This is a genomic window from Paraburkholderia sp. JPY419, assembly GCF_050435705.1.
In the GTDB taxonomy this organism is placed as follows: Bacteria; Pseudomonadota; Gammaproteobacteria; order Burkholderiales; family Burkholderiaceae; genus Paraburkholderia; species Paraburkholderia youngii.
In genome coordinates, this window is sequence record NZ_JBNDKV010000002.1 from 2,095,857 (window position 1) to 2,108,061 (window position 12,205).

Sequence of the window (12,205 nt, forward strand, 5' to 3'; positions counted from 1 at the left end):
TGAATCGGTCAAACGAGGGTGCCGTCAGGCATTAACCGAGAGGCAAGGCCTCACGCGCCGTCGGCTCGCATGCGCAGACTTCGCGCCGCGAATTCGTCGGCGTCGCGCTGTTCGCGCCGCGCCGCAACCTTCGCCTCGGCCGCCTCGCCGCGTGCCTGCAGCACTTCGTACGAACCGAGCTTCTGTTTCTGGCGCTGCCAGTCGGGCTTTGCCATCTCGACGCGCGCGCTCGCCGCCGCGAGCAGGTTGCGCTGCTGCTCGATCGCCGCGTCGAGCGTGTCGAGGAACGCCTGGAAATTGCGCATGTTGCCGGCGGGCATGCCCGACTGCGCGCTCTCCGTGAAGCGTGCGTAGTATTCGTTGCGGTACTGCACGAGTGCATCGAGTTGCGCCTCTACGTCGTTGCGCTCGCGCTGCGCGCGGCCGAGCCGCTGCGCGGCGGCGTCCACGTCGTCCTGCGCGAGACCGATCAGCGTCTTGATCGGAAAGTGTTTCGACATCGTCAGCCTCCTCGGCCCTAAGCAAACAGCGCGTTGAGCATGTCGATGCTCGGCTGGAAGTTCGCGCACTCGCGAAAGCCTTGCTGCAGGAACGCTTCCATCCGCGGGTACAGCGCAATCGCGCGATCGAGCAGCGCGTCGCGCCCGGCCGAATAGGCGCCGACGTTGATCAGATCGCGGTTGCGCTGGTAGCGCGACAGCATCTGCTTGAACATACGCGTTTTATTCAGATGGTTATCGTCGATCAACGCGGTCATTGCCCGGCTAATCGACGCTTCGATATCGATCGCGGGGTAGTGGCCGGCTTCGGCGAGCGAGCGCGACAGCACGATGTGGCCGTCGAGAATCGCGCGCGCCGAGTCGGCGATCGGGTCCTGCTGGTCGTCGCCTTCGGTGAGCACCGTGTAGAACGCGGTGATCGAGCCGCCGCCCGCCGGTCCGTTGCCGGTGCGCTCGACCAGCGCCGGCAGCTTCGCGAACACCGACGGCGGATAGCCCTTGGTGGCGGGCGGCTCGCCGATCGCCAGCGCAATCTCGCGCTGCGCCATCGCGTAACGGGTCAGCGAATCCATCAGCAGCAGCACGTGCTTGCCCTGGTCGCGGAAGTATTCGGCGAGCGAGGTCGAGTACGCGGCGGCCTGCATCCGCAATAGCGGCGACACGTCGGCCGGCGCGGCGATCACGACCGAGCGCGCCAAGCCTTCCTCGCCGAGAATCTGTTCGATGAACTCTTTCACTTCGCGGCCGCGTTCGCCGATCAGGCCGATCACGATCACCTCGGCGCTGGTGTAGCGCGCCATCGTGCCGAGCAGCACCGATTTACCGACGCCCGAACCCGCGAACAGCCCCATGCGCTGACCACGGCCGACGGTCAGCAGCGAGTTGATCGCGCGCACGCCGACATCGAGCACCTTGTGAATCGGCTCGCGATTGAGCGGATTAATGACCGGCGCGGACAGCGGCGCATCGGTTTGCGTGCCGAGCGGGCCGAGCCCGTCGAGCGGACGGCCCGATGCGTCGAGCACGCGGCCGAGCAATTCCCAGCCGACGGGCAGACGCTTCGCGCCGGCGAGCGGATCGGCGATCGGCGCGCTTTCGAGCGGAAAGACGCGCGCGCCGGGCAACAGGCCGATCACTTCGGTCGTCGGCATCAGGAACAGCTTGTCGCCGGAGAAACCGACCACTTCGGCTTCGGCCATCGGCAGCGAACTGCCGGGCGGCAGCTCGATCATCACTTCGGCACCGACCGACAGGCGCAGCCCGACCGCTTCGAGCACCAGACCGGCCGCGCGCGTCAGACGTCCGCACGCGCGCAGCGGCTTCGCGATCGCGTTGCGCGCGCGCAGCGCGTCGAGCTGGCCGCGCCATGCCTGCATATGCGGATTGATGTCGAGCGCGGGATCGTAGGACGGTGCGTGCGGCGCATGAGCGGCGTGGTCCTTCGCGGCGGACGGGCGGCTCACCGCCGCGCCTGTCGCCGGATGCTCACTCGCGGGAGCGTGCCATCCCGCATCCGGGGGCTCCGGAAAACCGGACGACTCGACATCGGCCAGCGCCTCGGCGCCGAACGACGCCAACGCGAGTTCGCGTTCGAGCGGCGTCAGATCGCTCGCGCGGATCTCGTCGAGGGTCGGCTTCACCACGTGCTCACCTTGCCGAGCGCGGCGGCGACGCGCTGCCAGCGCGTGTCGATGCCCGCGTCGACCTCGCCGGTGCCGGCCTGCGCGCGGCAACCGCCACGCTCCACCGATGCATCGGTACGCACGGTCCAGCCGCGCGTTTGCAATTCTTCGAGCAGATACGCCTCGACGACCGGCAGATCGGCGGGACTCACGATCAGCGCCGGCGCCCCGGAGAGCGCGGGCTCAGCCGCGAGCACCTCGCGCGCGGCCGCGATCAGCGCGGTCGGGTCGTGCTGCACGTGTTGGCGCACGACCTGTTGCGCGATGTCGAGCGCGAGTGCGATCAGCGTTTCGGAGATCGCGTGCTGCGCGCCATCGAGCGCGGTCTTGAAGGTTTCGGCCAGCGCGGCGAGCCGCATCGCTTCCGCGCGCGCCTCGGTCTGGCCCTGCGCGAAACCCTGCGCGCGCCCCTGGTCGTAGCCCGCCTGATAGCCGAGCGCCTGGCCGGCCACATGACCGGATGCGACGCCCTGCGCATGCGCGGCGCTTCGCGGCGGCGCTCGAGTTCGGCTTCGAACGCGCGCTCGTCGAACTCGGGTTCGGCCGGCGGGGGCGGCGGCGGGGCCGGGTCGAACGACGCCATCTCCCAGCGCTGGTAAGCCGAGAGGCCGTCCTTTGCCGGGGCGTTCGAATCAGACATATGCGTCTTCCGCCTTGCCGCCGATCACGATCTGGCCGCTCTCGGCCAGGTTGCGCACGATCTGCAGGATGCGGCGCTGCTGCGTCTCGACTTCGGACACGCGCACCGGGCCGCGTGCGTCGAGGTCTTCGGCGAGCAGCTCGGCCGCGCGCTGCGACATGTTCGACAGGAACTTCTGACGCAGCGCGGGCGGCGCGCCCTTCAGCGAGATGATCAGCGCCTCGGATTCGACTTCCTTCAGCAGCAGCTGGATCGCGCGGTCTTCGAGGTCGAGCAGGTTCTCGAACACGAACATCTGGTCGATGATCTTTTGCGCGAGCTCGGCGTCGTACTGGCGCACGTTTTCGATCACGCCTTCCTCGTGGTTGCTCGACATGAAGTTCAGAATCTCGGCCGCCGTGCGGATGCCGCCCATCGGGCTGCGCTTCAGGTTGTCGCTGCCCGACAGCAGGCCGGTCAGCACGTCGTCGAGCTCGCGCAGCGCGGCCGGCTGGATGCCGTCGAGGGTCGCGATCCGCAGCAGCACGTCGTTGCGCAGGCGCTCCGCGAAGCACGACACGATCTCCGAGGCCTGATCGCGGTCCAGATGCACGAGGATCGTCGCGATGATCTGCGGATGCTCGTTCTTGATCAGTTCCGCGACCGCCGACGAGTCCATCCACTTCAGGCCTTCGATGCCGCTCGTGTCGCTGCCCTGCAGGATCCGGTCGATGATCGCGCCGGCCTTGTCGTCGCCGAGCGCCTTGGTCAGCACCGAGCGGATGTAATCGCTCGAATCGAGCGACATGCCGGTGTGCTGCTCGGCCTCGCGCACGAACTCCTGCAGCACCTCGTCGATCTGCTCGCGGGTGACGTTTTTCAGCGCGGCCATCGCGACGCCGATTTTCTGAACCTCACGCGGGCCCAGAAACTTGAATACCTGCGCCGCCTCTTCCTCGCCGATCGACATCAGCAGCAGCGCGCTCTTCACTACGCCTTCAGCGCTCATCGGACACCCAGTTCTTGACGACGGTTGCTACGATCTTCGGATCCTGACGCGCGATGTTGCGCGCGAACTCGAGGTTCCGCTCGTACTTGTGCTTCGCGTTTTCGAGCGCGAGCTTCTCGCTATCCGCTTCGATTTCGACCACCGCGCCATCGCGTTCCTCGGCCGGGATGCCGTCGAGCAGCACCGGCTCGTCGGGCGACATCAGCGCGGGCACCGGCTCGGGCGGCGGCGGGAAGGCGCGGCGCAGCGCCGGCTTCACCATCACGAAGTAGAGGAACAGGGCCACTGCGCCGATACCGAGGTACGTCGCGATCTGCTTGTACAGCGCGAGCATGTCCGGGGTGCGCCACCACGGCAGGTCGGCGTTCGGATCGAGATCGGTGGTGAACGCGCTGTTGACCACGTTGACCGAGTCGCCGCGCGAAGCGTCGTAGCCCATCGCGTCCTTCACGAGCTGCGTGATCTGCGCGAGCTTGTCGGCGCTGACCGGTTGCATCGTCACATGGCCCTTCGGATCGACGACCCGCAGATAGTTGACGACCACCGCGACCGTCAGCCTGCGGATGCCGCCCATCGGCTGGTCGATGTGGCGCACGGTCTTGTCGAGCTCGTAGTTGGTGGTCGAATCCTTGCGATCGCTGATCGGCGTCGTGCTCACCGAGCTCGCGCCGTTGCCGGCCACGATCGGCGCGGAGGCAGGCTGCGGCGGCTGATTCGACAGCGCGCCCGGCACCCCCGAGGCGCCCCCCTGCGACATTTCGGTGGCACTGCTCGTCTGCTGGCTGCGGATCGCGGCGTCCTGCGGATTGGCGTTCGGGCCGTACTTCTCCGAAGTCTGCTCGCTGTGCGAGAAGTCGATGTCGGCGCTGACCTGCGAGCGCGCGTTGCCGGCGCCGAACAGCGGCGCGAGGATCGTGTCGATGCGCTGCTGCGTGTTGCGTTCGATCTGCTGGCGGAACTTCAGCTGGGTTGCATCGAGGCCGCTACCGTTGCTTGGCTGCGTGAGCAGGTTGCCGTCCTGGTCGAGGATCGTCACGCCGTGCACCGGCATTTGCGGCACCGCCGACGCCACCATGTGCGTGATCGCGACCACCTGCCCTTCCTCGAGCACGCGGCCCGGGTACAGGTTCACGAGCACCGACGCCGACGGCGGTTCCTTGTCGCGCACGAATACGCTCGGCTTCGGAATCGCGAGGTGCACACGCGCCGATTTGACGCTCGAGATCGATCCGATCGTGCGTTCGAGTTCGCCTTCGAGCGCGCGCTGATAGTTGACCTGTTCGTCGAACTGGCTGATGCCGAATTTCTGGTTGTCCATCAGCTCGAAGCCGACCGAGCCGCTCTTCGGCAGTCCCTGCGAGGCGAGGCGCAGGCGCGTCTCGTGGACCTGCTCGGCGGGCACGAGAATCGCGGTGCCGCTTTCGGACAGCTTGTACGGAACATTGGCCTGCTGTAGAGCGGTGATGATCGAGCCGCCGTCGCGGTCGGACAGATTGCTGTAGAGCACCTTGTAGCTAGGCGCGCGCGACCACAGGAACAGACCGACGACGACCGCCACCAGCAGCGCGACCGCGAACACGAGCGGCGCGCGCGGGTTGCCGCGCATCTGCGCGAGTCCGGACAGACGCTGGCCGAAATTGCCGCCGAGACCTCCGAGGCCGCCGAGGCCGCCGAGGTCGGCCGTGCCGCCGGCCTGGCCGCTCGCGGCCTGAGCGGCCGCGGGCTGCGCGCCGGCGAGCCCCATGCGGGCGTCGGGGTTGATCAAAGAGTTGGCTGACGAATCCATGCGTCGGGTTTCTCCGGGGGATGCCTTGGCGTTCTGCCGTGATGCCGCGCCGGGGCTCGGCGGACGGACAGAGACTTTCACACTTGAAATTATCCCCAGCGCCGCCCAACCCGATTGCTTGAATAGAGCCGGGTTTCCCCCCTAGTTTCGGGACTTTCCGCGTGGGGCCGCTGCTATGCTTTCGTCCAGATCGGTACACCTTCCGGTGCTCCGATCGCCTATCCAACGGAGAAGAAGATGACCATGCCCGTGAACGCGCTATCGTCGGCGCTGCAACAGATGCAGGCGATGGCGGCGCAGGCGGCCGGCGGCTCGACCCCAGTGGCGGAGCAATCCGGCGCGGCGACGCCGACCAACTTCGCGGCGGCGCTGAAGGCCTCGCTCGACAAGATCAGCAGCGACCAGCAGAAGGCGATCGGTGAGTCGCAGGCGTTCGAACTCGGCGCGTCGAACGTGTCGCTGAACGACGTGATGGTCGATATGCAGAAGGCCAACATCGGCTTCCAGTTCGGCCTGCAGGTGCGCAACAAGCTGGTCGCCGCGTACAACGACATCGCGCAGATGTCGATCTGAGCGGGATCGCGCGGGACTGCCTGAAGGACCTGCCCGAAGGTCCGCTGGAATCCCGTCCGACGTTCCGGCAAGCCGCTGCCGGTGCTTGCGCCGGCGGCTCGCGCCGCGTCTTCCGTGCCCGCCCAGCGGCGCTTTCGATCCTCCCGACACCGGACTAAAGCTTTGTCGTCGCGCATCCGATAACCAAAGTACATGTCAGCGATTGGCGCGGCGACGCGCCGCGCGGCCACGCCACGACTTAACCGCAGCCAGTATCAGAGGAGGAGCGCCGATGTTTTCCCAAGGACACGCTGGAGCCAACGCGTATGCGCGTGTCGGTATCGAGACATCCGTGATGGGCGCAAGTCCGCATCGTCTGATCGTGTTGCTGTACCAGGGCGCACGCCAGGCGATCGCGCAAAGCCGCCTGCATTTGCAGCAGGGCAACGTGGCCGAGCGTGGCATGGCGATCAACAAGGCGATCCGGATCATCGAAAGCGGGCTGCAGCCGTCGCTCAACCTCGAGGTAGGCGGCGAAATCGCCGAACGGCTCAATGCGTTGTACGACTATATGGCGCGTCGGCTGTTGCAGGCCAATATCAATCAGAGCGAGGCGATGCTCGTGGAAGTGGACCGACTGCTCGCGACGCTCGAAGAGGCATGGATCGGGATTGCCCCGGAGATCGCGCGGATGGCGGCACAGCCAGCCGCGGAAAGCCTGAGATGACATCGAACGCAGACTATTTTGCCCGCTACGAAGCGGTCGCCGCGCTGTCCTGCCGCATGCTGATCGCGGCCCGCCGTGCACTGTGGAGCGACCTGGTGCACTTGCAGGAAGAGTATCGGCAGCTGGTCGAAGCGCTGCGCGAAGCCGACGTGGGCGTCAAGCTCGACGAGGCCGAGCGCCTGCGCAAGTACGCGCTGATCCGCCAGATCCTCGCCGACGACGCCGCGATCCGCGACCTCGCGAATCCGAGCATGGCGCATCTGTCGGTGCTGTTCGCCGGCCGGCCGACGCGTGTGCTCAAGGAGTTGTACGGGGCGCGCTGAGTGCGGGCGGGCACGCGGGTGAGCTGGCGTCACGCCGTGCGCGTCTGAAGGATCGCAGCAATCAGAGCATCGCGCGCAGTGCCGCCGATGCGACCAAGGAACCGGCATGAACGGAATCGATTCGGCCCTCGCTTCGGTGCTGTCGAGCCGGATCGACAGCCTGCTCAACATTGCGCCGGGAACCGCGACCACCTCGCAGACCGGCGCGGCCGGCGTCGATACCAAGGTTCCCGCGGCGCCTGCGAACGCGACGCAAGCGCCGCAGTCGTCCGCGCAAACCGCGCTGTCGGCCGTCGCGCTGACGCTGAACGCGATCGCGCACTCGGGCGGCGAGGCGACACCGGCGGTGCTCGGCCGGGCGCCGATCTGGGCGGCCGCGCCTGCGCTCGACGTCGCCATCGAGAGCTTGCCGCTGACCAATGCGGGCGCCGCTACTGGCGATTCCGCCGCTTCTGCGAATCTCAATACCGATCCCAACGCTGCTGCCCACGCTACCGCGGCTACCACCGCGAGCGTGGCGGCGACCGAAGTGCCCGTCGCGGCGCTCGCGGCTGCGCTGCAAAAGACAGTGGCCGACAGCGGCCTGTTCTACGAGGCGCATCTCGCGGCGTGGCTGGTCGGCCAGCGTTCGCCGGCTCAACTGGCGAACGAGGCACAGAACCAGCTCGTCGCAGATTCTCAATTGCCCCCCGGCTGGAGCACCGACGCAGGCGACGCGAGCACGCGGTCCGCTTCGGCGAACGGAGCGGCCGAGGCGACGCCACGCGGCGCGCCGAACGGTACACCGAATGGCACGCCGGCTGGCACGCCGAACGCCGCCGACAACAACCCTGCCTCGCACGCGATGCCGTCGATCCTGACCGCGCAGGCCGCGCGCCTCGTCGCGGGCGAGCTGCTGGCCAGTTCGGTGTCCGATCTGAACGGGCAGTCCACACATGCGGGGCCGCACGGCGCGGCGTCGCAGGCGACCGATGCGGGTCCATCACAGAGCGCGCAGGCAATGGCGGCGGCGGTGCATCCGGCGACGGTGCCGCTCGTGCGCCAGCAGCTCGATCTGCTCGCGACCGGACAGTTTCGCTGGACCGGCGAGGCGTGGCCCGGCGCGCGTCTGGACTGGACCATCGAGCAGGATGGCGACGAATGGGACCGCAGCGGCGGCGGCCTCGCGAGCGAGGACGACCAGCCGTGGCGCACGCGCCTGACGCTGTCGTTGCCGACGCTCGGCACCGTCGATGCCGAACTGACGCTGACCGGCACGCGGCTGAGCGCGCGCGTGCAGGCGAGCCCGCGGGGCGCCGCGCGGCTCGCGAATCAGGGTGACGGTTTCCGTCAGCGACTCGCGGCGGCGGGGATCGAACTGCAGGGCTTGACGATTCGCGAGATTGGCGGCGGTGCACCGGCGTCTGCTGTGGCTGGCGCCTCGGCGGCGGGGGCGCAGGCGGCGGGCGCGTATGCACGGTCGGCGTCGGCGGCTGCAACCGAGTCGGCGGCGGCGAGCACCGCGTCGCGCGACGACTTCGATTGGGATATCTGATGAGCCGCACCCATCGTCGCAGCGCGGCTGCGCTCGTTTATGACGCTCATGGCGGGGAACCCGCGCCGCGTGTGGTCGCGAAGGGGTATGGGCTGCTTGCCGACATGATCGTGCAGCGCGCGAAGGAAGCAGGGCTGTATGTGCACGAGGCGCCCGAGATGGTGTCGCTGTTGATGCAAGTCGATCTGGATGCGCGGATTCCTCCGGAGCTATATCAGGCTGTTGCCGAGTTGTTGGCCTGGTTGCATCGGCTCGAGAGTGGGGCTGATGTTGAGCCGGCTCATGAGGGGGAGAGTGCTGGCGCGCAGGATGTGGTGGATGTTGTTGCTACTGATGTGCCTGGCGGCACGGGGGCTGTGGATCAATGACGGTGCGGGCTTGCCCTTTTGCAGCGGCGGAGTTCTTTTTTGTCCTTGTTCTTGCGGTGTTGGTCTGTCCTTGCTTGTCGGTCTATTGGCGTTGACCCTGCGCCATCGAAATCGGTGGATCCTCGCGTGACGTAGAAAAGGCCCCGCTGCGGCGCGGGCCTTTTCGCAGGCAAAACCCCGCAAAAGCGGGAATAGCGAGCCGAACTCAGAGATCAACGAAACGTGGCAACAGGTCCTGATCGGCGAGGCGGATTTCGATATCGTTAGCCGCCTTGACGTGCTCCCGGTTGCGCACATCGAAGACTTCATCCGTCACGCTGACGACGATCGTGCCTTGCTGCTTGCCATCGCGCATGACAGGGATAAGGTCGCGCGCTTCGGGCACTTGGGCCTGCGTGAGAACGTGCGGAAGGTAGAGCATCCAGCTTACGGCAAGACGATCATCGAAGACGACTTCGGTCGTGTACTTGCGCGGCCCAAAAGTCACGTAAAGTGACGCGTAAATCTCAACCGTCTTCGCCACAATCTCGGCAACGGATTTATATTCACCCAATCTTGAGGAATTGAGATTCTTCTCGCCAATTTCTAAATCAAGCATTTGAGAAATTACCCCTCCTCCATCGAACGAAACATAAGCGGTGGCCCCTTCGCCCCCCGATTCAACACCATTCCAGATGCCGATTGATTTCGTGACATTCGAAGCTTTTCCCTTATATTCATCGGCTAGCGAAAGAACGGCCGCCTCGGAGGGCTCATTATTTTCGTAAACCTTGCACTGCAAAGCCTCCGTGATGGTATCGGCTTGCATATACCAATTGGCCAAAGTCCTGTCCTTTTGCGTCATCAAATCAATAAGCGGACGCAGTCGGCGAATATGAAACTCAAACGCTGAAGAGGGGATGACGCTACTATCTCGATGTTGTTCAAACAGATTCATGAGTGGATCAGGGTTGATTGACTGATGGCACACCAGCGGCTCGAAGCGTGGAAATCATATATTCCCTCGTCTTCGGGGTCTGAAAATACCACGTGAGCCTTGCCGGACGATTTGCGCGCACTGTAGTCCCTTGATCAAATATTTGATCCGCCATTCTTTTAAAGCCCACAAAAAACGGCTTTGGTCTATCGTCTGCGCCAATAAATTGGTCGTAATTCCCCTTTGCTTCCTGCAAGAGACATTGCGACGGTTGAAATCCATCAAAGTCTGTGCCAAGCCACGCCCACTCCATATTCCAGCCCTGGCTGGTTTCCCTGCCCTTCGCGTCCGTCACAATTCCATAGTCAAACCCTGTAACACGGGCTTGGTAGCGTCGCGGTTCAGGATTCATGCTGTGATTCCTTTGCACCTTTTCGCCGCCTTTCTCAGGCGGGCACTTGCACGGCCTTTCGCGTTCGCGGGACCGGTCACGCGCTAGTTCGCCCCATCCGCCGTCTGCACGCGCACCCGTGCCGCTGCTGCCCGCAGGACCAGCAGACGGTGCGATAGCAGGGACCGGAACAGGCATAGGCGTTGCCTGCGCCATTGCGTGTGCTGCGTCTGCGAGCGTCGCCGGGAATGGAATAGCCATCAACGTTTCTCCTTCATTTCCTGTTGTCTTTTTCGCGTTGCCTGCATCAGCATTTCGAATCGCTGTTCAGCCGCAACCCCGGGCTTGTGCAGCCATGCTATGACCTCCGGAATCCAGTAAAACCCCGGCGTGGTTGCTTCCACATACAGGAAATCGACTATCGGCCCGTCATGTGTAAAACGGAGCATCCTTGTCTGCGCAAAGGCCCCATCAAGCCGATCGCGCAAGGTCGGATCATTGGCCAGCGCGGGATAATCGAGCACGATATGTCCGCGGATAAAGTCCACGTAGTTGCGGTCTTCATAGACTTTCAGAAGCGCCATTGTCCTTCGGTAAATTCCATTGTCGTCGATGGTGAACCGTCGTCCTTCGTTGAGGTAGTGCCACGTGTCGGCAGCCCTGAAAAGCTCACGCCCGCTCTTGCCGCGGCATACCGCATCGAGCGCATGCAGCACCCTCGGGTCCCAGAAGCGCAGCAGGGCCGGCCTTCCTTTTGGTATTCGAGTATGCAGGTGCGGGCGCAGCTTTTCGGCCTGCCGCTCAAGGCTCTCCGAGGTACTCAGCCAGATCACGCCAGGGCGGGCCTGTTCGAGTTCGCGCAGATCCGCAATAAAATCGCGCGCCATCTTCGGATCAAGCAGCCACGGCCCCGCGTGTGCGAGTGCCATCTCGTGCGTTCCCGCGAACAGCGAAACCGCCCGATCGGTTTCGGCCGTGAGTTGCTGGCCGGTATGCTGCTGGTACTGGATACCGTCCACCAGCGCCAGCACGTGGCCGCTGTAGCGCCATTGCCCGTACTGGCGAAGCTGTTCATTGACAGAGGCGGGAATCATCAGCGCTCCAGGGTCATCGCACCTTGCCCGGCAGCGCGGATCATGTAATCGAGACAGATAGACGACTGCGGAAGCACCGGCCGGGGCGTTGCGCCATAAACCAATGACGGACCTTTTTTCAGTGGAGTATCCGGGGAGCGTCCGCGACAATTGCACGCCCATGCGTAACCCAGGGCTTCGGCCATCTCATAGCCGGTTGCATACGACTTCAAACTATCGAACGGAAACCATTCGCCGGTTTCAGCGTTCAGCGCCATTGCCGACGGCATTGGCGGGAAGTTTGAGTAGATGGAATAGGTGATGCGGCAAAGTTGGCACTCTTCCATGCCGCGGGTTTCATCCTGCTTCTGTTTTTCCATCTGACCTCTGCTGTCTTTCCAGAATACACCCGACGAATTAACCATCGAAAACGCAGCACGGTCAACGGCTTTAAATTGAGATAAAACCTTTTTGACAACTATTTACTATCGTGTCGGGTATCTCTATTTCTATTGCATATTCCTGCTCACGCAGGATGACTAAAAAAGGCGGCATTGGGCCCCGCCCTTATCGAAGGAACTGACGCCGGGCAGTACTCCAACTCAAATGCGGCAGCCGACCATTAACGGCCTTTCGGGTTAGCGGGTGCGTAATCGTCGACTCCGTGGTGTGTCAAAGTGCATTGCTTTCAAACATGCAATGGAATTGTCACGTAACGTTCTTAC

13 protein-coding genes and 1 pseudogene are annotated in these 12,205 nt (G+C 64.5%); 5 read left to right on the forward strand and 9 right to left on the reverse strand.

Annotation, left to right across the window (positions count from 1 at the left end):
* Positions 1-50: 50 nt before the first annotated feature.
* From fliJ to fliF, 5 genes and pseudogenes are all read right to left on the reverse strand, one after another.
* Entirely contained in the window at positions 51-500 is a 450-nt protein-coding gene (gene fliJ / locus QFZ91_RS15670) for a flagellar export protein FliJ (protein WP_176110002.1), read from the reverse strand.
* A 17-nt stretch (positions 501-517) separates the two neighbouring features.
* Positions 518-2,143, reverse strand: a complete 1,626-nt coding sequence (fliI, locus tag QFZ91_RS15675; RefSeq protein WP_368623366.1) for a flagellar protein export ATPase FliI — start codon at positions 2,141-2,143, stop codon at positions 518-520.
* Positions 2,137-2,822: pseudogene (gene fliH, locus QFZ91_RS15680) on the reverse strand (flagellar assembly protein FliH). The gene fliI and the pseudogene fliH overlap by 7 nt, the downstream one beginning before the upstream one ends.
* Complete coding sequence (gene fliG / locus QFZ91_RS15685; protein ID WP_176124506.1) at positions 2,815-3,810, reverse strand: flagellar motor switch protein FliG; 996 nt, start codon at positions 3,808-3,810, stop codon at positions 2,815-2,817. Before fliG ends, fliH begins: the two are co-directional and overlap by 8 nt.
* Positions 3,800-5,596 carry a flagellar basal-body MS-ring/collar protein FliF gene (gene fliF, locus QFZ91_RS15690; protein ID WP_429567755.1) on the reverse strand — a complete coding sequence of 599 codons (1,797 nt, stop codon included), beginning with the start codon at positions 5,594-5,596 and terminating at the stop codon, positions 3,800-3,802. The genes fliG and fliF overlap by 11 nt, the downstream gene beginning before the upstream one ends.
* A 237-nt stretch (positions 5,597-5,833) precedes the next feature.
* Between fliF and fliE the strand changes: the two genes are divergently transcribed.
* The 5 genes from fliE (at position 5,834) to QFZ91_RS15715 (ending at position 9,100) form a co-directional block, all read left to right on the forward strand.
* Positions 5,834-6,169, forward strand: a complete 336-nt coding sequence (gene fliE / locus QFZ91_RS15695; RefSeq protein ID WP_176110007.1) for a flagellar hook-basal body complex protein FliE — start codon at positions 5,834-5,836, stop codon at positions 6,167-6,169.
* Between the two features lie 271 nt (positions 6,170-6,440).
* On the forward strand, positions 6,441-6,875 hold the full coding sequence (fliS, locus tag QFZ91_RS15700; RefSeq protein WP_368588190.1) for a flagellar export chaperone FliS: 435 nt from the start codon (positions 6,441-6,443) through the stop codon (positions 6,873-6,875).
* Positions 6,872-7,198: a flagellar protein FliT gene (locus tag QFZ91_RS15705; RefSeq protein WP_429567756.1), complete on the forward strand. Its 327-nt coding sequence runs from the start codon at positions 6,872-6,874 to the stop codon at positions 7,196-7,198. The genes fliS and QFZ91_RS15705 overlap by 4 nt, the downstream gene beginning before the upstream one ends.
* A 106-nt stretch (positions 7,199-7,304) precedes the next feature.
* Positions 7,305-8,732, forward strand: coding sequence for a flagellar hook-length control protein FliK (locus tag QFZ91_RS15710; protein WP_429567757.1), 1,428 nt, complete (start codon positions 7,305-7,307; stop codon positions 8,730-8,732).
* Entirely contained in the window at positions 8,732-9,100 is a 369-nt protein-coding gene (locus tag QFZ91_RS15715) for an EscU/YscU/HrcU family type III secretion system export apparatus switch protein (RefSeq protein WP_429567758.1), read from the forward strand. The genes QFZ91_RS15710 and QFZ91_RS15715 overlap by 1 nt, the downstream gene beginning before the upstream one ends.
* A gap of 205 nt (positions 9,101-9,305) precedes the next feature.
* On the opposite strand, the gene QFZ91_RS15720 is transcribed toward QFZ91_RS15715, so the two are convergent.
* The 4 genes from QFZ91_RS15720 to QFZ91_RS15735 form a co-directional block, all read right to left on the reverse strand.
* The gene (locus QFZ91_RS15720) at positions 9,306-10,037 is read right to left on the reverse strand and encodes an immunity 52 family protein (RefSeq protein ID WP_429567759.1); all 732 of its coding nucleotides are present in this window, start codon (positions 10,035-10,037) and stop codon (positions 9,306-9,308) included.
* Positions 10,038-10,044: 7 nt separating this feature from the next.
* Positions 10,045-10,428 (reverse strand): restriction endonuclease fold toxin 5 domain-containing protein, encoded by a 384-nt coding sequence (locus QFZ91_RS15725; RefSeq protein ID WP_429567760.1) that lies wholly within the window; start codon positions 10,426-10,428, stop codon positions 10,045-10,047.
* A 239-nt stretch (positions 10,429-10,667) separates the two neighbouring features.
* A complete protein-coding gene (locus QFZ91_RS15730; RefSeq protein ID WP_429567761.1) occupies positions 10,668-11,501 on the reverse strand; it encodes a DUF4123 domain-containing protein in 834 nt (277 codons plus the stop codon).
* Positions 11,501-11,860 (reverse strand): hypothetical protein, encoded by a 360-nt coding sequence (locus tag QFZ91_RS15735; protein ID WP_429567762.1) that lies wholly within the window; start codon positions 11,858-11,860, stop codon positions 11,501-11,503. The genes QFZ91_RS15730 and QFZ91_RS15735 overlap by 1 nt, the downstream gene beginning before the upstream one ends.
* Between the last annotated feature and the right edge of the window lie 345 nt (positions 11,861-12,205).